We start from the raw sequence: 20,267 nt of genomic DNA on the forward strand, positions 1-20,267 counted from the left end.
TTAAAGGTAACTTTAAATACAGCCATTGTCAACATGAAACAAATCATCCAACATTCATTAAATATCTGCTATCTCCCATTCATTTTTACGCCATTAGTCACCGGATGTCAGCCGAACACAGAAAATACTCCGAAGCATCCCAACCTCTTATTCATTTTAACAGATGATTTACAAGCTTCTTCTATTCATGCTCTAGGTAATAATGACGTGTGCACTCCTGCAATCGACAGCCTCATCGCCGCAGGTATCACCTTTACAAATACTTATACGAATGGTGCGTTGTGTGGAGCATTATCCATGCCAAGCCGCGCCATGTTGATGACCGGACGCGGAATCTATGATATTCAGGCGGACGGGATGAAAATTCCCGAAACACACACCACTTTCCCGCAACAATTCAAACGGAATGGTTACCGCACCTTTGCCACAGGAAAATGGCATTCGGACAAGGCCTCCTTCAACCGCTCATTTCAGGAAGGAGACAACATCTATTTCGGTGGTATGCATCCGTATGAACTGAACGGGCATTGTTCACCTCATCTGAACCATTACGACTCGACAGGCGTATATGGAAAAGAGACTGAATTTACAGGAAAAGAATTCTCATCAAAAATGTATGCTGACGCAGCTATCCGTTTTTTGCAAAGGCGTAAAGATGAAAAGCAGCCTTTCCTTGCTTATGTCGCATTTACTTCACCTCACGACCCGCGCAACCAACTCCCTGCTTACGGTCAGAAATACGCTCCGGACACTCTTAACCTGCCGGCCAATTTTCTCCCCCGCCACCCATTTGACAATGGAGAGATGAACGTGCGTGACGAATTACTGGTACCTGTCCCACGGACAGGCGGGCAGATACAAAAAGAACTCTCCGATTATTACGGGATGATTAGCGAAGTGGATGTACAGATAGGACGTATTATGCAGGCATTGCAAGAAACGGGACAGGCGGACAACACGATTGTCGTCTTTGCCTCCGACAACGGTCTGGCAATGGGACGTCACGGATTACTGGGAAAGCAGAACCTTTACGACCACAGCGTGAAAGTACCGCTCACCCTTATCGCTCCCGCCTACAAAGTACAGAAAGGGAGAAAGAGTAACGCCCTGTGCTATCTGCACGACATTGCCCCGACACTTTGTGAACTGGCAAACATTGCCTTACCGGAAAGTATGACGGCACAATCTCTCTGTCATGTGTTGGAAGACTCTACCGCCACACACCGCAGCGATTTATTTCTCGCCTACTCCAACCTGCAACGGGGATTCGTCAGCGGAAAATACAAATACCTTATTTACAATGTAGGCGGAACAATTACCGAACAATTATTCGACCTGCAGAAAGATCCATCGGAACAACATAATCTATTACCCGGACAGGAAAAAACAGCGCACGACCTGAAAGAACAATTAGCCTTCCGTATGGAAGAAGAAAAAGATTTCTGCAACTTATCCGACTCCCACTGGTGGCAAGACGGGCACAAACTGACATTTGAGGAAATGCAACACTTATATATCTATGAATAAAACGATACTTACCGGTCTGTCGGCAGACTATGCCTGTAATAGCAACATCCGCCGACTGACAACTACTCTGCAAGCCAATGGCTACAGTACGGGACTTGCCGGAAGAAGTAGTAGTACTAATAGATTCTTATTTCATCAATAAATAGAAAAGGGGGTTCGTTTTCACCGGAATGTCCTTTAGGCAAGCTTTTAAAAGGCTCCGCCACAATCTTTACATAACGCGCAGACGTTGCATCAAAAGAAAGCCGGTTCAGATCACTCTGTTTTTCTCCCATAGCGTCTGTCGGCGCATTGTATATTTGGCGGGATACTGCTGCATACTTCTCTCCATCCGTAGATACGAATACGGAAATAGACTGTGGCCCCATAATCCAGGCACTTAAATCAGTCAAGGCAGAGACTTCCACCGAAGAAATAGATTGCAAAGACTCCAAATCTATCACTACGCTCAGATCAGAAGAGTGGTTCCCTACCCACAAACCTGTATTATGAAAGTTTATGCTTCGGATTCCATCTACCAGTACTCTCCCATTTTCCCCCTGATAACGTTCGGAAGGGGCATTTAATAACCGGACAGGTCTGAATGTGGCTTTATTCACAAAGATTTCCTGACGCAATTCATCACTGGAAAGTCCGTCAGATAAATAGGAAACAGCCCTCAAGACACAACTCTTATCTATCCGGAAGGCAGATTTATATAAGGAAGAAGTAGATTTAATTGGTTGACTGCCATCCAACGTGTAGTAAATTTCCGTATTGGGCAAACTTTCCAACGAAATCTGCAAGTTCCTTTCTTCAGGAACGGACTGATAGGCTGCGGAAATAGTAAAGAAGTGATTCGCATGTCCATATCCCAACCGGTTATAACAATTCAGAAGACCGGGCAAACGGTGCAAGAAATGATCGTAAGTGCCACGCCTCCCTTCACACCATGCAGCTTCTGCAAAAGCAGCCAGACGCGGAAGGAGCATATAATCCAATAATGAGTCATTGTCGATAAATGAAGTCCACAAACATGCTTCCGCCCCTAGCACTCTTTCCTTTTCGGTCGTTGAAAGTTGCAGGGAGAAAAAAGGAGTCTCAAATACTTTCTTCATCTCCACCAGTCCGCCGGTTGCACGAGGTTCCTGTTCCGAGTTTATTGTCTGATAATGATTCAAATACAAATGAGAATCCGCAGATACAATCACAGAGTGACCTTTGCGGAGCGCAGCCGTGGCACGTCCTAGCCCACGCCAGGACATAATAGTAACCTCCCTGCTCAAACTATCGGAAAGCACTTCATCCCAGCCAATCATCCGCTTTCCCAATCCATGCAGATAACCAGCTATTTCTTCATTAAAAGCACTTTGCAAAAACTCCTCTGCCGTATGCCGACCAGCATCTTTCAAACCATGTTTCGTGATTGCCTTCTGGCAAGCATCACATTGCTGCCAACGGTCTTTAGGCACTTCGTCCCCTCCGATATGAATAAACACCCCCGGAAATAACCCGGCAACTTCTTTCAAAACGTCCTTTACAAAAGGCAGGGTAAAATCATTTCCCAGGCACATCACATCTTTATGAACTCCACCAACTTCCGTAGCCACTTCATAATTCTTCTCCATACAACCTAATTCCGGATATGCCGCCAAAGCAGCCTGTGTATGACCGGGCATATCTATTTCCGGAATAATCGTTATAAATCTTTCGGCTGCATAAGCCACTACTTCTTTTATATCTTCATGGGTATAATAACCACCATATTTGTCCGCCCCTCTCCATGCACCGACTTTAGTCAGATTCGGGTATTTTTCTATTTCTATCCTCCATCCCTGGTCGTCCGTCAGATGCCAGTGAAAATGATTCAAACGATGAAAAGCCAATAAGTCGATATAACGTTTCACCTGCGCAACGGAAAAGAAATGACGGCTCACATCAAGCATGGCCCCTCTATATGACATGGAAGGATAATCTTCCAACGCCACAGGAGGAAAACTTAACTCCTTCCCCGATACGATTACTTCTCCTATTCTTTTTTCCTGTTCCGCCGGTCTTTCCCACCCAAGAAGTAATAACTGCCGCAACATCTGAACAGCATAAAACGCTCCCGCCAAGTCTGCCGCCTCGATAATCATATAATCTTCCGTAACTTCTAACTTAAACCCTTCTTTCGGCAGTTGGAAATTCCTTTCAAAAATAATTTCATTACTACGCTGCAGCTTTGAGAACTTTCCAATAGTCAACGGATATCCGGTACTTTCCGAGAGATAAGCAGCCAGTAAATCCGCAACAGATTTCCATTCAGGATAGTTCCCCGAATAAATCACCTTCGTCTGCTCATTCACGACGAATGGTCTCCCATCTTTTTCTACTATCGACACTGGTTCGGGAATCAAGTTCCGATAAGAAACCGATGCCACAGAATCCACCGTAAACAAAGAGAAGCCTACAAAAATGAATAGAAATAATGATATAGGTGGAAATAATGCACTCCGGCAGATATTGACTTTAACCATATATATTCTGAATCTATTAGGTTATCTTATCTACTTGGCAGCCTTATCCGACTTACCGGCTTCCCTTCGTGCTTTTCCCTGACGCCCGGTCAGATCATCTCCCAGTTCATCACGCCACACATCGGCCTCTCTCATCAAATCTTTCACAATTTCCGGGTACTGCGTAATCACATTCACACGTTCACCCATATCCCGTCTCAAATCATAAAGTTCGCACTCCTTCACTTCACCCTTTCCCAACGCTCCGGGAAGTCCGTCATTACCAGGCACCTGGCTGTCATAAGACACATATTTGTGAGGAAAAACCAGCTTATAACTTCCATCAGTAATAGCCTCCAGCGAATTCTTATGATAATAAAAACAAAGATATTTGCGGGCAGCAATCGTAGGATCAACCGTCAATGCTGGCAACATACTAATTCCATCTATTTTTTGCTTCGGTTTTTCAGCTCCCGCTATCTCAACCAAAGTAGGCAGAATATCGATATTGGAATATAAACTGTTGCACACTGTAGCCGGTTGAATCTTCCCTTTCCAATAGAAGAAACAAGGAACACGGGTACCTCCATTAAATGTATTCGCCTTTGCTTCCCGAAGTCCGCCGGACGACCCTGCATGATTGCCATAATTCGCCCACGGCCCATTATCCGAAGTGAGAATCACTATCGTATTGTCCTCTATCCCCTCCTCACGAATGGTTCGGAGAATCTCCCCCACACTCCAATCTATCTCCATCATCACATCACCATACAACCCCTGCTTGCTTTTTCCTTTAAACTTATCAGATACAGCCAAAGGTACATGAGGCATCGAATGGGCCAGATACAAAAAGAACGGCTTACTCCTTGCATTGCGATGAATAAAGTCGACTGCATAATTGGTATAGTCGGTAGTCAGCCTTGTTTGATCCGTATTATAACCGATAATATCATTCCCCTTAATTAAAGGCAGATCCGGGAACTTGTACTGGGGATGATGAGGCCACATATCATTCGAATAAGGCAGCCCATAATATTCATCGAAACCATGCTGAAGCGGAAGAAACTTTTTCTCATCTCCCAGATGCCACTTCCCGAAAATAGCCGTTGCATATCCTTTGTCGCGCAATAATTCCGCAACCGTTTCTTCCTCCGCACTGATCCCATAAGGAGAACCGGGATTCAGAGCGTAAGCAAATCCGATACGATTCGGATAGCATCCTGTCATTAACCCCGCCCTCGAAGCACCACTAATAGGCTGAACCGCATAAAAATTGTTCATTGCCATCCCATTGGCAGCCATCCAGTCAATATGTGGAGTCTGATAACCAACTGCTCCACGACAAGAGAAATCTCCGTTTCCGGCATCGTCCAGGTTGATAAGTATGATATTGGCCGGTTTCTGTGCGATAGCTTCGGCAGACAATACAGCCATGCCCGCCATTCCTATTAATACCTTTTTGTTCTTCATAATATAGTTCATAATTTTAGTTATAAATTCATTCCACTATAATAAAGACAATCGTACAAAGCTTTCTACTAAAACATAAATGAAAGAAAGAATGTCATTTTCCGCAAAAAAATTATATCTTTGTTCCCCGTAAATAACAATTCACGAATAACTTCATGCAAGGAGATTCATTTTGCATACAATATACCAACTGTACAGGATGTCCCAAAGCTGTTGAGAATATCCTTATATACAGAAACTTACCCAAAGGGGAACATATCCCCAAGGATAAGTGTACGCAGAATTGTATGCTTTTCATGATAAAGGGTGAGTTACTTATCAATAGTGAAGAGTATCCCGGAAATACACTGCGTGAAAGACAGTTTATCCTGCAAGCTATTGGTTCCAAGGTCGAAATACTAGCATTGACAGATGTTGAATACGTTGTCTACTGGTTCAACGAGCTGCCTCTGCTCTGCGAAGACCGGTACAAGGAAATGATGGAACACACAGAGGTCCCGGTGACCTACACCCCACTGATTATGAGTGAAAGGTTATACCACCTTGTCACCAGCATGCCCGAATTCCTCAACGAAGAAACTCCTTGCGGCAAGTATATCGACTTAAAATGTAAGGAACTTGTTTTCTTGATCACCAATTTCTATCCTCTGCCCCAGCTAAGTTCATTCTTCTATCCCATCAGCACTTATACGGAAAGTTTCCACTATTTCGTCATGCAGAATTACAGTAATGTAAAGAATGTGGAAGAATTTGCGCATCTGGGAGGATACACGACCACTACCTTCCGCCGCCTTTTCAAAAACTTGTATGGCATGCCCGTATATGAATGGATACTGGAAAAGAAACGGGAAGGAATACTGGAAGACCTGCAACACACCAAAATGCGAATCACTGAAATCTGCAACAAATACGGATTCGACTCCCTGTCTCACTTCGCCCACTTCTGCAAAGACTCTTTTGGCGATACTCCACGCGCTTTACGCAAGAAAGCAGCCAGTGGTGAGAAAATCGGAAAGATACAATAAATAGTCCCATAATACTAATATGCCAATCAGTTGCACCATGCGTGCATACTGGCTGGCATATTGACACATTAGCACATTGATTCATTATTAAAGAATTATTTCTTTAATTCCTTGCTCAATCAATCTATTTCCCCTATTTTTGCAGTCCGTAAGAGGTGTAAGACGTCGAAATTTTAGTTCTAACAATTAAATAATTTAAATTCAATCATTTATGTGGTTAAGTAATTCATCTGTAGGAAGGAAAGTGGTGATGAGCGTTACCGGTATCGCCCTTGTCCTGTTTCTAACATTTCACATGGCGATGAACTTGGTTGCGATCATCTCGGCTGATGGTTACAACATGATTTGTGAGTTCCTGGGAGCAAACTGGTATGCATTAGTGGCTACCGCAGGACTGGCTGCTCTTTTCGTAATTCACATTATCTACGCATTCTGGCTGACAATGCAGAATCGCAAAGCGCGTGGTAGCGAACGCTATGCAGTGACAGACAAACCGAAAACTGTAGAATGGGCATCTCAAAACATGTTGGTGCTGGGTCTTATCGTTATCGTAGGTCTTGGTTTGCACCTCTTCAACTTCTGGGCAAAAATGCAGTTGCCGGAACTGATGCACAACATGGGCATGCATGCTGACACACTGACACTGGCTTATGCTGCTAACGGTGCTTATCACATCCAGCAGACTTTCTCTTGCCCGGTTTACGTAGTTCTTTACCTCGTTTGGCTGTTTGCTTTGTGGTTCCACCTGACTCACGGTTTCTGGAGTTCAATGCAATCACTGGGATGGAACAACAAAGTATGGATCAATCGTTGGAAATGTATTTCTAACATCTATTCTACGATTGTTGTACTCGGTTTCGCACTGGTAGTAGTGGTATTCTTTGTGAAAACACTGATTTGTGGCGGTGCTTGCTAAATAGTAAATTGTAAATGATTAAATTGTAAATAATATTATGATCAAGATAGATTCAAAAATTCCAGAAGGCCCGGTGGCTGAGAAATGGACCAACTATAAAGCTCACCAGAAATTGGTGAACCCCGCTAATAAACGCCGTTTGGACATCATCGTTGTGGGTACGGGTCTGGCAGGTGCTTCTGCCGCTGCTTCACTCGGTGAAATGGGTTTCAGAGTATTCAATTTCTGTATTCAGGATTCTCCCCGTCGTGCGCACTCTATCGCTGCACAGGGTGGTATCAATGCTGCAAAGAATTATCAAAATGACGGTGACTCCGTTTACCGTTTGTTCTACGATACTGTAAAAGGTGGTGACTATCGTGCCCGTGAAGCTAACGTATATCGTCTGGCTGAAGTATCTAACGCTATCATCGACCAATGTGTGGCACAAGGTGTTCCTTTCGCTCGCGAATATGGTGGCACACTGGACAACCGCTCTTTCGGTGGTGCACAGGTATCCCGTACTTTCTACGCTAAAGGCCAGACTGGTCAGCAGTTGTTGCTGGGTGCTTACTCTGCATTGAGCCGTCAGGTAAACGTAGGTACTGTAAAACTGTACACTCGTTATGAAATGCAAGACGTGGTAATCGTTGACGGACGTGCCCGCGGTATCATCGCTAAAAACCTTGTAACAGGTGAACTGGAACGCTTTGCCGCTCACGCTGTAGTTATCGCTACCGGTGGTTATGGCAATGCTTACTTCCTGTCTACCAACGCTATGGGATGTAACTGTACAGCTGCTATCTCTTGCTACCGCAAGGGTGCTGTATTCGCTAACCCCGCTTACGTTCAGATTCACCCGACTTGTATTCCGGTACACGGTGACAAGCAGTCTAAACTGACTTTGATGTCTGAATCTCTCCGTAACGACGGTCGTATCTGGGTTCCGAAGAAGAAAGAAGATGCTGTGAAACTTCAGAAAGGCGAAATCAAAGGAAGTGATATTCCTGAAGAAGACCGCGACTATTACTTGGAACGCCGCTATCCGGCATTCGGTAACCTGGTTCCGCGTGACGTTGCCAGCCGTGCTGCCAAAGAACGTTGTGACGCAGGTTTCGGTGTAAACAACACTGGTTTAGCCGTATTCCTTGATTTCTCTGAAGCTATCAACCGTTTGGGTATCGACATCGTTCTCCAACGTTATGGTAACCTCTTCGATATGTATGAAGAAATCACTGACGTTAATCCGGGAGAACTGGCAAAAGAAATCAATGGCGTAAAATATTATAATCCGATGATGATTTATCCGGCTATCCACTATACAATGGGTGGTATCTGGGTAGACTACGAACTGCAAACCACTATCAAGGGTCTGTTCGCTATCGGTGAATGTAACTTCTCCGACCACGGTGCAAACCGCCTCGGTGCTTCTGCATTGATGCAAGGTTTGGCTGACGGTTACTTCGTATTGCCTTATACAATCCAGAATTATCTGGCAGATCAAATCACTGTTCCTCGTTTCTCTACTGATCTTCCTGAGTTTGCAGAAGCAGAAAAGGCAGTTCAAGCTAAGATCGACAAGTTCATGAGCATCCAGGGTAAAGAATCTGTTGATTCTATCCACAAGAAACTGGGTCATGTTATGTGGGAATATGTAGGTATGGGACGTACAGCAGAAGGCTTGAAGAAAGGTATTGCCGAACTGAAAGAAATCCGCAAGGAATTCGAAACGAATCTGTTTATCCCCGGTTCTAAAGAAGGCATGAACGTAGAGCTTGACAAAGCAATCCGTCTGTACGACTTCATCACAATGGGTGAGCTTGTTGCTTACGATGCATTGAACCGTAACGAAAGTTGTGGTGGTCACTTCCGTGAAGAATACCAGACTGAAGAAGGAGAAGCTAAACGTGATGACGAAAACTTCTTCTATGTAGCATGCTGGGAATATCAAGGTGACGATGAAAAAGCTCCGGTGTTGTACAAAGAACCGCTGGTATACGAAGCTATCAAGGTTCAAACCCGTAACTACAAGAGCTAATCGGTGAAGTTAAACATTTAAAAGAATTAGAAGAAAATGGATAAAAATATATCATTTACACTGAAGGTATGGCGCCAAGCTGGTCCGAAAGCTAAAGGTGCTTTTGAAACCTACCAAATGAAAGATATCCCCGGCGATACTTCCTTCCTCGAAATGCTGGATATTCTGAACGAACAGCTCATCAGCGAAAGAAAAGAACCGGTAGTATTCGACCACGACTGCCGCGAAGGTATCTGCGGTATGTGTTCTCTTTACATCAACGGACACCCGCACGGTCCTGCAACAGGTGCTACTACTTGTCAGATCTATATGCGTCGTTTCCAGGATGGTGATACGATTACTGTTGAACCTTGGCGTTCGGCCGGTTTCCCTGTAATCAAGGACTTGATGGTAGACCGTACTGCTTATGACAAGATTATGCAGGCTGGTGGTTACGTGAGCGTACGTACAGGTGCTCCGCAGGATGCTAACGCTATCCTGATTCCGAAGCCTATCGCTGACGAAGCTATGGATGCTGCTTCTTGTATCGGTTGTGGTGCTTGTGTAGCTGCATGTAAGAATGGTTCTGCTATGTTATTCGTTTCTGCAAAAGTTAGCCAGTTGAACTTGCTGCCGCAAGGTAAACCGGAAGCTTTGCGTCGTGCAAAAGCTATGTTGTCAAAGATGGACGAACTGGGATTCGGTAACTGTACCAACACTCGTGCTTGTGAGGCTGAATGTCCGAAGAACATCTCTATCAGCAACATCGCCCGCTTGAACCGTGACTTCATCATCGCAAAATTAAAAGACTAGAAATTGCTAGATTTCAAGATAGCGAGAGCTTAATTTGATTAATGACAGAATCCCCTGCCGGCTAGTCCGACAGGGGATTTCTTTATGTATGAATAGATCACGGTTATTCCAAATAATCAATCATCATGAACGGTTTTGTCCACGCAAATTACGTGGAGAAGCACCGAAAGATTTCTTACAGAAATTAGAAAAATGCGGCAAGGACTCAAAACCATATTTATAGCATATCTCGGAAATACTATAAGCAGAATTACTCAAATCATCGAGAATGCCCTCTTTACGGCGTGCCAGCATCCATTCATAAACTGGTTCATGGAAGACATTGTTGAAAATACGACGAAATGTGCTAAGGGTATATCCACCTAATTGAGCCAGCTCTTCTACTGTCTTTACTTTCTTATAATTTTTAATAACAAAGTAGTGGAAACTGTTTATGTACTTAGAGAGCGGATGCACCAGACTCGAGAGGTCATAATCAGAATAATAATACCCCAACACAAATGCCAGTTCTTTCCGCTTGAGAGACAACAAATCCCGGCAGACTTTATTTCCTTTTAAATAAGTGATGGAACCTTTCAAAAAATATTGTAGTTCAGGAACTATCTTTATTGGGGAATAGATAAGTGGAGGTGATACATCTTTCATTATATGATTGAAACGAGAATCACAAAATAATTCCGGTTGAATAAAACGATAATAAATGCACTCACATTCAAGCATGGCAAGCATCTCAAATGTAGAATCAATAGCTTGAAGTATAAATTCACCTTCTTTGAGCATGGTACCTGCATATTCCTTACTATTAATCAGCATTTCTCCCTTCATCAGAAAAAGGATAAAATTTTCCTCACACCTTTGAGCTGGTTTATGAAAACCACGCTGATAAATCACATGAGTAATAGCATTGCTCACTGCTTTCGGACATATCTGACAATCCCAAGTTCCTTGACAAATAGATGGCATAAGCTGACTGTGTTTGTTTTTGTTTATGCTGCCAGCAAAAATAGATGAAAGATTCCATATTGCCATAAAAATGGGAAGAAAAGTGAAAAAGAAGTTATATGGAAAGAAATAGAAGTACTCAAAAAATGCAAGTTTAGCTCTCAAACAGAAAGCCCCCACTTTTCTTGAAAAACTGAAAAACCAAAAATACTTATATAAAAAACAGAATCCAGATATAAACCAAAATATCTGAATTCTGTTTTCTCATTTATGCAAAATCATAGACAGTGTCACATTTTATCATTTAGCAGTCTCCTCTTTTTCGTCTGCAGTATTCCATTCGCTAACCTCTGTATTAAGCCCAACTTTAGCAGCACCGGCAGGTAATGTTAATACATATAGTACATTCTGACCAACTGCCCATTTGGCATCACTAGGAAGAGTTACTTTTTTAGTTCCTGAAAAGACTTCCATCGTACCCTGTTTCGTTGAATATGTTATTGATATAACCTTACCATTTACTTCTTGAGGAAATAGCATCCAAGATGCATTAGTATCAGCCAAAGAATAATAATTCTTATTTTCAACCTTATCTGCTGATTGTTTAACAGTATAACTATATGATGAAGTAGCATCAGCAGCCAAATTCCATTCACCATCACCTGCATTAAAACTATATTTACCTGTTCCACCTTTAATATCAGCTATACTAACAGCAGTCACTGCATAAGTAAGCAAAGGATCATCAGGAATAAATGCAAAATTTATACGGGTTAGAACATGTTTAAAATCTAGGGTCAGTGTACCGCCAGCTACTTTACTCGACTCTGAGGTAACATTAGTTGCATGTGCAACTACCAAATCTTTTTGGTTTGCAGGAGTACCATCAACAGTGAAAGATATTGTAGGATAGCCAGTAGATGGAAGAGAGTAAGATGTAGGTTCCGTTGTCGGGTATGCAAAGAATTGTACTTTTTTTCCTGAACTTATTGATGGCCAATAATACGTTCCTTTATCGGTAGTAGTCCAAGGTGCAGCAGCATTATCTTTCGTATATGAGATTCCATCCATGTATGCAGCTCCTAAAGCACCTGTTTCGCTATAGTCATCATCTGTAATATAGGAACTTACAGTGAACCCTAAAAAGTTATTACTATTTGTATCTGTAGCTCTTGTAGCTTTCCTTACTACTGAAGTAAAATCAATCTTTGTTTGTTGATTTGGAGCCTCAAATTCTTCATTCTGTGAGCAACTCGTAATTGCTAAAGCAGCTGTAACTGCCAATAAAATTTTCTTCATAACTGTATTTTTTAAGTTTATAATATTGTTATATTTTGTTTATAGCTTCTATTTTATGTAACAGGTAACTCAACATTATCTTCGGGCCCCCATCCATCAACATTTCCTCCCATGCCTCCACCTCCATCAGGATTTGGCGGTGTTTCCGGTTTTTCTACCTCAATCTTATCATCAGGCGGTAGCTCAATCTCGGGTGGTGGGGTTGGCTTTCCATCTTCCCGCGTTCCAGTATCTTCAAGTGTACCTATTATTCCAGTAACATCAATCGCCGCTTCTTGCATCGTATTGTCCGTTCTGATAAATCTCAAGATCAACTGAACATTGCCTACACTGCGGGAAGCTACACTTCCAGATTCTGACATTCGTGTCGGTACTGACATTTCCTTTTCAGGTTTGAAAGCTGTGAAATACGCCACTACCTTATTACCATCTTTCTTTACCTCAAAATAGATAGGTTGTGAGGAAGATGCTCCATAACCTTTGCCAATGTGGTAACAATCAGATAGCCCGTTAATACACCCTATGATTGCTGTTACGTACTCCAAACCTTTGACCTCTACCGCAAAAGAATACTTCTTCACTACCGATTCCAGTTTCCAATCCAAAGAAAGTACCTCTTCACTCTTATCTATTTTCAGTTCATCAATATTCAGCACATACAATGAATCCGGTGACCAAACCATCTTTTCCGTTCCTGCAATCCCTAAGCCATTGCAGTTTCCTGTATAAGCTTCTATCGTTTCATAGGACTCTTCTCCTCGGATACGTATGGACTCCGTATTATAGTTGTAAGCTACAACCGAATATCGTCCCGGAGGAACTTTCATTTCTCCACCTCGTACCGAAAGGTACCTATCTACCTTTTTACCTTCACCATCCTTTGGATAAAATATAACCCGAATACCTTCTGGTAATTTATCTGTTACTCCATCCCAGTTTAATGATATTTCTACCCCACTTACAGGATAATCATCCAATATATCGCGACGGCTACACCCGTTTAGCACCAGTAGCGAGGACAGAAGCACAAGAAGTATGAATCTTGCATTTCGCATAACGCCCTCCTATCTCTTTGTTGTTATCAACCATACCAAAGAAACTTTTGCTTTGGTAGGACCAATAAAGTTATAACGCCCACTATTTGTCCATATAATATCCCCCTCATAAGGAGTATATTTCTTATATTCTGTTGTCAAATATCCTATGCCAAGACTGAATTCAAGGGAAAAGTGCTGTGCTAATTGCTTTGCATATCCATAAGTCACTCCAGCAGCTCCATAATACTTACCCTGATATCCATCTCCACGTAACTGGAAATCGTATATTCCACCTTCAGCATAAAGTCCAATAAAATGTCCGGTCAATCGGTTGCGTTTCTGCCGGTTTCCCAGCCAACAACGTCCTTCCATCCCTCCAGAAAGGAGCTGATAACAGAAATCGTGTTTACTATTCAGCCACCACGGACATTTATATTCAGTATTCAAAGACCACCTCTTACCTATCGGAATTTCTACTTCTATATTCGGCGCCAATGCCAAATCATATAATAGATTGTTCTTTACCGCAAGCACTGTTTTGCTTTTCACCGGCTCTTCTGCCTCCGACACATCGACCTCACAGGTCTGTTTTTCTTCACTTTCTCCCACAGGCTTATCAGGTTGATTCTTCGGAAGCGCCTCTTCCTGATTCGAAACAAACAACCCGGAGACAGAAGATACCGGTTCAAAAGCCTCTCTATCTATTATCGTGGTTTCCCCGACAATCATTATAACAGACCGCCTCAATTCCGGAAATATATTGCGAACCATATATCGGTAGGCGGCTCCCCGATTTAGCTTTCGCAACAGTTGCTTTCTTTTGGTGATATCATCCTTATGATAGTCGATCAACATCAGCACTTCTTCCCGGTCGGGTAAGTTGGTGTCAGATGCCACCAACTTACGAAACTCCAACCAATCCTCTCCCTTTGAACAAAAATGAATCTTATCAACATTATTAACTAATTCATATCGCCGCAGGAATTCCTTTATCGAGTCATTTCTCTTAGTAACCAAACTTTTATTATAAGACTCATCACCATCAGGAGAAACAAAACTCACTACATTTAACGATGTTATATTTTTCGTATCCAAGTTTCCGGACAACAAGGAATCCAATGCAATAATTGCTTGATTATTACCCTTATAACAAGGATCCACATTCGTCTTATTCGCATCGAAATATATCACCACCCGGCGGATTGTATCATTTACAACAGTAAAAAATGGTACCGCAGCATACCCACTTTCTGAAAGGCTTAATAAAACCATAAGAATAGCCAATATATAGATACCATGTTTCATTGTCGTTCGTTTCTGTTGACAAATATAGAAGTTAGAAAACAAATCAAACCATACTTTCAGGAGAAAAGACAAGCTCTGAAAGGTTCTGTGAAACGATTGAAACGATTTTGCAAGTTTGAGAAGTATAAAAGCAGAAAATTATATAAAAAAATGCACAGATTACCGATTAAGAATCGATTCTCTGTGCATTCACTAATTAAAAACTTGCTTTCATACAAAGCCCAATCCAATTATGCAGCCGGGTCCGGTGCTTCCCCTTTGCCATCATCGCCCGAATCAGGGTTACCCCCATTATTCCCCCCATTACTACTTCCGTCCGTATAATCCGTTTCAATTTCCGCACGGCGGGTAATACTCATATCCTCCAGCATATTTTTGAAGATTTTCCCCGGATAGAATAAGATCTTTCTCTGAACGATCGACTTGGATGAGACCTCTTTCTCGTCATCCGTACTTTTAGCACGGATAGTAGGAGTGAAGATACCAAACTCACCCATCTGCACGCTCTTTCCATCATCAATATCCTCCGCCATCTTATCCACCAGACCACTGACGACCAAATCTACCACCTTACGATGGACACCACAAAGCTCACTCACTTTCCGACACATCTTTGCAAAATTCACCTTACCGGAACGAACCGATTTTGCCACATACTTTTCGTTTTTGTCCTTGTCAAAACCGAACACTCTTTTTGTTACTACGTACTCTAAACCCATAATTGTTAAAGTTTAATTGGTTAAAAAAATAAAGGTTATCTGTTTGCCATTCTCTTTGTTTGAATGACTCTGCAAAGGTATATCAACCGTGAAATGTCCAGTCCCCTTTTGTCTCCTTTATGTCTCCTTTCATCGTTTGGAATCAATTATTATCGGAAGAGAATATTGTTAGTTATCAATAGAATATATCAAAGAATTATTTTTTTTCATAGAATACATTCATTTCATATAAAACCAATAAAATCACCAACAGGTAACTATCATTTTTTTGCAAAAATATTAATTATTATAAATCTCATATCTGTCTGTTAAATCAAGCAATATATACAAAGAAGAGCCCAAATCTATATTGTTCAATAAATGTGTTAAGCATTATATAGTTCAACTCTTCATATCGTTATCTGTTTCTCTCTTTATAGGTTCTTTTCTATACTGTAATGGAGATTTCCCAAACGACTTCTTAAAGCATCTGCTAAAATAGAAAGGATCATTAATACCAACCTGGAAACCAATCTCTGCTATATTCAAATCAGTAGTAAGCAACAATTCTGCAGCCTTTTTCATCCTAAGGATACGCACATATTCACTAGGAGCACATCCTACAATACTCTTCAACTTACCATAGAAAGTAGTACGACCTATTCCTATTGTAGAAGCATATGTCTCCAACTTAAATTCAGCGTCCCCCATATTTTTCTGTATAACAGCATCCAATTTATCCATGAAAGCTCTATCCCTGTCAGTAGTATTAATGAACGGTTGAAGTGCACCCGGTTCGGTTGCAAACTTTCTTTGCAATTTTTCACGCTGTTCTATCAACTTCACAATACGCATCAATAAATATTTCACACTAAAAGGCTTTGTAATATAAGAATCAGCTCCTGCCCGTATCCCTTTTAACTGATGTTCTTCTGAAGAATAAGCAGTAAGCAGAATCACCGGAATATGACTAATATTAAAATTACCTTTCAGCCTCTTTGTTAATTCAAAACCATCCATCTCAGGCATCATTACATCGCAGACAACAAGATCCGGTTGCTCATCACCCAACTTCTCAAGTCCTTCTGCTCCATTGGCTGCCGTTGATACAGTAAAATAGTTGCCAAGTTGAGTTTCAAGCAGCCCGCGTACATCGTCATCATCGTCAATCACCATCACCTTATATTCCTTAAAAGGCTTATTGACTGAAGCTTCTGATATATCCGTCACTTCTTCAGGTGTCAGCAAATCCGTAGTTATTTCTTTAGCAACAGATGAAAGTTCTGTAGAATTCTCTTCAATAATATCTGCCTTGTCATAATTTACATCAGACAATGGTATAGAAACAGAGAAACAAGCCCCACCCATCTCCGAATCTGTATATGCTATATTCCCTTTATGAACCTTTGCCAATTCAGAAGTCAAATGCAACCCTACACCTGTACCATCTGAAGCATAATGTATCTGCTCAAAACGTACAAATAACATATTCCGCTTTTCATAAGGCACCCCCGCACCATTATCTGAAACACTTAGTGTAAAGTTATCTTCCGCTGTCGAAAAATGAAGCCTCATCACGATCTTTCCTCCCACCGGGGTATTCTTAAAAGCATTTGACAATAAGTTATAAGCAATCTTATCCATTTTACTTCTGTCGAGTAACATTTTCTGTTTGTACTCATTCGATTCAAACAGAAACTCTATCTTTTTCTTTTCAGCCATTTCCTTAAATGTCAGATAGATATCGTAAAAGAAATGTTCAGCTTCCGTCCATTCCAGTTTCAATTCCATCTTATTATTCTGTAATCTCCGGAACTCCAGAAGCTGATCAATCAACCTAAGCAAACGGGTGGAACTTTTAGTCAGCAATGTGAGCTGTTTATTAATCAATGGTGCTATTTGTTCTTGACCAGCCAAATCCTCAATAGCCCCTCTGATAATGGTGAGCGGAGTACGAAATTCGTGCGATATATTAGTAAAGAATCGCAACTTATACTCCGTCAATTGCTTTTCTATTTCAACAGCCATATTTAGCCGGTGCATTTTAATCACTACTCTCGAAACAAAGAAAGTTATGATTATACCTGATATAATATAAAGAATGATAGCCTGCCAGGATTTCCACCAGGGAGGAAGAATTATTATCTCCAAGTCAGTTTCCTGTTCACTCCATACTCCAAAACTATTGCACCCTTTCACTTTAAAAACGTAAGTTCCGGGAGGAACATTACGATAGGTTGCCATATTATTCCGTGATACAGAATTCCAATCCTGCTCATAACCTTGCAGATAATAAGCGTATTGATTAAATTCCGGAGCATGAAAATTCAACATGGTACACTCAAGGTTGAATGAATTCTGATTATGATCCAGAACAATCTTCTTCGTCCCTGTTATACTTTCTTTCAAAGGAGAGTCCTCCGTTCCGGGACGTACATCAGTTCCGTTAACCCATAAGCCGGTAATCATAACCGGAGGCGCATAAGTATCAAAAGTAACCTCCGAAGGATTAAGAGTATACACTCCATTAAAACTTCCGAACATCAATTCTCCAGTCTTTTTTTTCCATCCTGACAGTTCATTAAAAACAGCCGGATGACGGTTGTTGGAAAATATAAAATTCTCAAACCGCTCTTTTTTCAAATCAAATCGAGATATGCCACTCTCCGTACTAACCCATATATCCCCATAATTATCTTCCAAAATAGTTTGAACTGTTTTATTCGACAGACCGTTATCTCCTCCAAAATGCTTAAACCTAGATTGCGTCAAGTTCTCTTTTCGTTCCAATAAATGAAGTCCTCTTCCTGTAGTTCCCATCCAAATGCGTCCTTTACTATCTTCGAATATGACTTTCACCTCATCATAGCTCAACAATTGCCGATTGTGAGAATATACACGCAAAACAGTATATTTACTTCTATCCCGTAGTAGTTCGTCCGGATCGAAAACAACCACCCCGTCATTAGTTCCAATCCATATAAGTCCGTCCCTATCCTGAATCATGGAACGCATCATATTCAAGTGATCGTTATCAAACAAGAATTGCCGGAAAGTCAACTTTCCCGAGTTCCGTTCCGCCAATTGTAAACCTCCCCCGAAAGTAGCCATCCACATCCGGTTCTTATTATCACGCAACACTGTGAAAATATTATTGCGCGATGAGGGTTGGCCTGCACTATTAGGCAACATATATTTCTCAATCAAACGATCCCCCCGTTCCGAGAAGAGAAACAAACCGGCTCCTTTCGTTCCCAGCCATTTATATCCAAGTGTATCTTCAGCCATCGTGAATGGCAACCCACCTTCTATTCTTTGTGTAGAAAGCCGATGATAATTCTCATCACAAATATACAAGTTACCATCACGTGTGCCAAACCAGTAATATCCTTTCTTATCTTCAAACATCAAACGAACAGCATTACCACGTTCCATGCCATCTCCCAACGCCGGATAATACATCTCAAACGGATAATTGGATAAGGAGATTTTCACCACCCCTCCCAATTCCGTTCCTACCCAAATTTCACCGGACTTATCTTCTGTCACACAAAACAAATAATTGGTAGGCAAATCTTTACCTACAGTGAAATGCTGGATTCTTCCTGTATTGTAAATTGCAAATAACCCATTACCAAATGTTGTGATCCAAACAATATCCCGCGAGTCATGGTAAATCATGAACTGTTCCTGATCAATCAATGAAAGCACTTCCGAAGGAATCAGGTTCAACGGTTCGAACGTATTATTCGAATGATGCCTCCACAATATACCAGTTTTATTATAAACCCACACATGGCCTTTGTTATCCATAATAAAATTAGCCCGCAGCATCTTCTTCCCTTGAAAGAAACTCTCAGTAGGTAAGAGTTTTTTTTCTTTTGTGTCGAACAAATACAAATCCCTGTTCGTCGTCAACATCAGAAGTCCGTCATTCAATAAGCAAGAACGGACATATTCCATTTTTGTTGTACGGGTAATTGGAATAAACGATACAAATGAAGACTGTTGATTACTAAAAATATCAAGCCCACTTTCATTGACAAAATACATTTCATCTCCTATTTCCTGTACATCCCAGAAAGTTATCCCTTTCCGCACGGAAATCACCTGATTGTTTTCAACACGAAATAATTCCTCTTTGGTTCCAATCCATATTCGATGTAGTGAATCCTCAAACATGAATAATATATTTTTCTCGGCCAACACCTCATTGTCAGGTTTCCATGCTTCCGGTTTTCCATTCACATAGCGTACCCGGCAACATCCATTCTTCCCCCATAACCACACATCTTTATTCGAGACAACTTTAATATTAGAAAATATTTTATCCGAATCTTGCGGAGCATAATCAATCATCGTTTCGAGTTGTGGGTCATAACAAAACAATGTATTCGAAAAAGTACGTACCCAAATAAAGCCATTCTTATCTTCCACAATTTCACGGATACGGCTATCCGATAGTGCATGAGAACCATCTAACTGGGGATGAATAATAGTAAAGTCTTTTCCATTAAAGCGATTCAGCCCATTAATTGTTCCTAGCCAGATAAAATTCCGGCTATCCTGCATCATGCAACGAGTGGTGTTTTGTGACAATCCGTTACGGTCTGTGACAGTAACAATATCCAAAATATCGAAAGCAACCATCTTGCTTCCCAATAATAACAGGATAAATAAGAATACAAATTTCCGCATGTGTTTTTATCATTTAAAGGCACCATGCAAAATTAGCAAATAAATTTATAGTTCCCACAAGACA

The 20,267-nt window shown here is 41.4% G+C and carries 14 protein-coding genes; 6 read left to right on the forward strand and 8 right to left on the reverse strand.

Annotated elements, in window-relative coordinates:
- The first annotated feature begins 33 nt into the window (after nucleotides 1-33).
- Nucleotides 34-1,527: a sulfatase-like hydrolase/transferase gene (locus AAHJ11_RS07920; RefSeq protein ID WP_148366852.1), complete on the forward strand. Its 1,494-nt coding sequence runs from the start codon at nucleotides 34-36 to the stop codon at nucleotides 1,525-1,527.
- Nucleotides 1,520-1,669 carry a hypothetical protein gene (locus AAHJ11_RS07925; RefSeq protein ID WP_167511870.1) on the forward strand — a complete coding sequence of 50 codons (150 nt, stop codon included), beginning with the start codon at nucleotides 1,520-1,522 and terminating at the stop codon, nucleotides 1,667-1,669. The genes AAHJ11_RS07920 and AAHJ11_RS07925 overlap by 8 nt, the downstream gene beginning before the upstream one ends.
- On the opposite strand, the gene AAHJ11_RS07930 is transcribed toward AAHJ11_RS07925, so the two are convergent.
- Both AAHJ11_RS07930 and AAHJ11_RS07935 read right to left on the reverse strand, forming a co-directional pair.
- Entirely contained in the window at nucleotides 1,644-4,025 is a 2,382-nt protein-coding gene (locus tag AAHJ11_RS07930; protein WP_195648775.1) for a family 20 glycosylhydrolase, read from the reverse strand. The two genes, AAHJ11_RS07925 and AAHJ11_RS07930, sit on opposite strands and share 26 nt — an antisense overlap.
- A gap of 30 nt (nucleotides 4,026-4,055) precedes the next feature.
- Nucleotides 4,056-5,474, reverse strand: a complete 1,419-nt coding sequence (locus tag AAHJ11_RS07935; RefSeq protein ID WP_148366854.1) for a sulfatase — start codon at nucleotides 5,472-5,474, stop codon at nucleotides 4,056-4,058.
- A 155-nt stretch (nucleotides 5,475-5,629) separates the two neighbouring features.
- On the opposite strand from AAHJ11_RS07935, the gene AAHJ11_RS07940 reads away from it, so the two are divergent.
- The 4 genes from AAHJ11_RS07940 to AAHJ11_RS07955 all read left to right on the forward strand — a co-directional run bounded on the left by AAHJ11_RS07940 (nucleotide 5,630) and on the right by AAHJ11_RS07955 (nucleotide 10,224).
- On the forward strand, nucleotides 5,630-6,499 hold the full coding sequence (locus tag AAHJ11_RS07940) for a helix-turn-helix transcriptional regulator (RefSeq protein ID WP_320974751.1): 870 nt from the start codon (nucleotides 5,630-5,632) through the stop codon (nucleotides 6,497-6,499).
- Between the two features lie 211 nt (nucleotides 6,500-6,710).
- Nucleotides 6,711-7,415, forward strand: a complete 705-nt coding sequence (locus AAHJ11_RS07945) for a succinate dehydrogenase/fumarate reductase cytochrome b subunit (protein ID WP_148366856.1) — start codon at nucleotides 6,711-6,713, stop codon at nucleotides 7,413-7,415.
- A gap of 37 nt (nucleotides 7,416-7,452) precedes the next feature.
- The gene (locus AAHJ11_RS07950; RefSeq protein WP_004324018.1) at nucleotides 7,453-9,432 is read left to right on the forward strand and encodes a fumarate reductase/succinate dehydrogenase flavoprotein subunit; all 1,980 of its coding nucleotides are present in this window, start codon (nucleotides 7,453-7,455) and stop codon (nucleotides 9,430-9,432) included.
- Between the two features lie 36 nt (nucleotides 9,433-9,468).
- Nucleotides 9,469-10,224, forward strand: a complete 756-nt coding sequence (locus AAHJ11_RS07955; RefSeq protein WP_004324019.1) for a succinate dehydrogenase/fumarate reductase iron-sulfur subunit — start codon at nucleotides 9,469-9,471, stop codon at nucleotides 10,222-10,224.
- 123 nt (nucleotides 10,225-10,347) lie between these two features.
- Here AAHJ11_RS07955 and AAHJ11_RS07960 read toward each other — a convergent pair whose 3' ends face one another.
- The 6 genes from AAHJ11_RS07960 to AAHJ11_RS07985 form a co-directional block, all read right to left on the reverse strand.
- The gene (locus AAHJ11_RS07960; RefSeq protein WP_148366857.1) at nucleotides 10,348-11,187 is read right to left on the reverse strand and encodes a helix-turn-helix domain-containing protein; all 840 of its coding nucleotides are present in this window, start codon (nucleotides 11,185-11,187) and stop codon (nucleotides 10,348-10,350) included.
- A gap of 279 nt (nucleotides 11,188-11,466) precedes the next feature.
- The gene (locus tag AAHJ11_RS07965) at nucleotides 11,467-12,465 is read right to left on the reverse strand and encodes a fimbrillin family protein (protein ID WP_148366858.1); all 999 of its coding nucleotides are present in this window, start codon (nucleotides 12,463-12,465) and stop codon (nucleotides 11,467-11,469) included.
- 53 nt (nucleotides 12,466-12,518) lie between these two features.
- Nucleotides 12,519-13,520 (reverse strand): DUF5119 domain-containing protein, encoded by a 1,002-nt coding sequence (locus AAHJ11_RS07970; RefSeq protein ID WP_148366859.1) that lies wholly within the window; start codon nucleotides 13,518-13,520, stop codon nucleotides 12,519-12,521.
- A gap of 9 nt (nucleotides 13,521-13,529) precedes the next feature.
- Nucleotides 13,530-14,807: a DUF3575 domain-containing protein gene (locus AAHJ11_RS07975; protein ID WP_217720855.1), complete on the reverse strand. Its 1,278-nt coding sequence runs from the start codon at nucleotides 14,805-14,807 to the stop codon at nucleotides 13,530-13,532.
- Nucleotides 14,808-15,037: 230 nt separating this feature from the next.
- On the reverse strand, nucleotides 15,038-15,526 hold the full coding sequence (locus AAHJ11_RS07980; RefSeq protein WP_148366861.1) for an HU family DNA-binding protein: 489 nt from the start codon (nucleotides 15,524-15,526) through the stop codon (nucleotides 15,038-15,040).
- Nucleotides 15,527-15,907: 381 nt separating this feature from the next.
- Nucleotides 15,908-20,203 carry a two-component regulator propeller domain-containing protein gene (locus AAHJ11_RS07985; RefSeq protein ID WP_234133175.1) on the reverse strand — a complete coding sequence of 1,432 codons (4,296 nt, stop codon included), beginning with the start codon at nucleotides 20,201-20,203 and terminating at the stop codon, nucleotides 15,908-15,910.
- Nucleotides 20,204-20,267: the final 64 nt, after the last annotated feature.

Origin of the sequence: Bacteroides sp. 90-K9/2 (assembly GCF_047310725.1) — a bacterium.
Taxonomy (GTDB): domain Bacteria; phylum Bacteroidota; class Bacteroidia; order Bacteroidales; family Bacteroidaceae; genus Bacteroides; species Bacteroides vicugnae.

What these genes read in the sequence shown, in the direction of transcription:
- AAHJ11_RS07955 (WP_004324019.1), top strand. Translation starts at nt 9,469, where the DNA reads ATGGATAAAAATATATCATTTACACTGAAGGTATGGCGCCAAGCTGGT.
- AAHJ11_RS07945 (WP_148366856.1), top strand. Translation starts at nt 6,711, where the DNA reads ATGTGGTTAAGTAATTCATCTGTAGGAAGGAAAGTGGTGATGAGCGTT.
- AAHJ11_RS07920 (WP_148366852.1), top strand. Translation starts at nt 34, where the DNA reads ATGAAACAAATCATCCAACATTCATTAAATATCTGCTATCTCCCATTC.
- AAHJ11_RS07950 (WP_004324018.1), top strand. Translation starts at nt 7,453, where the DNA reads ATGATCAAGATAGATTCAAAAATTCCAGAAGGCCCGGTGGCTGAGAAA.
- AAHJ11_RS07965 (WP_148366858.1), bottom strand. Translation starts at nt 12,465, where the DNA reads ATGAAGAAAATTTTATTGGCAGTTACAGCTGCTTTAGCAATTACGAGT.
- AAHJ11_RS07925 (WP_167511870.1), top strand. Translation starts at nt 1,520, where the DNA reads ATGAATAAAACGATACTTACCGGTCTGTCGGCAGACTATGCCTGTAAT.
- AAHJ11_RS07960 (WP_148366857.1), bottom strand. Translation starts at nt 11,187, where the DNA reads ATGCCATCTATTTGTCAAGGAACTTGGGATTGTCAGATATGTCCGAAA.
- AAHJ11_RS07985 (WP_234133175.1), bottom strand. Translation starts at nt 20,203, where the DNA reads ATGCGGAAATTTGTATTCTTATTTATCCTGTTATTATTGGGAAGCAAG.
- AAHJ11_RS07980 (WP_148366861.1), bottom strand. Translation starts at nt 15,526, where the DNA reads ATGGGTTTAGAGTACGTAGTAACAAAAAGAGTGTTCGGTTTTGACAAG.
- AAHJ11_RS07970 (WP_148366859.1), bottom strand. Translation starts at nt 13,520, where the DNA reads ATGCGAAATGCAAGATTCATACTTCTTGTGCTTCTGTCCTCGCTACTG.
- AAHJ11_RS07975 (WP_217720855.1), bottom strand. Translation starts at nt 14,807, where the DNA reads ATGAAACATGGTATCTATATATTGGCTATTCTTATGGTTTTATTAAGC.
- AAHJ11_RS07940 (WP_320974751.1), top strand. Translation starts at nt 5,630, where the DNA reads ATGCAAGGAGATTCATTTTGCATACAATATACCAACTGTACAGGATGT.
- AAHJ11_RS07935 (WP_148366854.1), bottom strand. Translation starts at nt 5,474, where the DNA reads ATGAAGAACAAAAAGGTATTAATAGGAATGGCGGGCATGGCTGTATTG.
- AAHJ11_RS07930 (WP_195648775.1), bottom strand. Translation starts at nt 4,025, where the DNA reads ATGGTTAAAGTCAATATCTGCCGGAGTGCATTATTTCCACCTATATCA.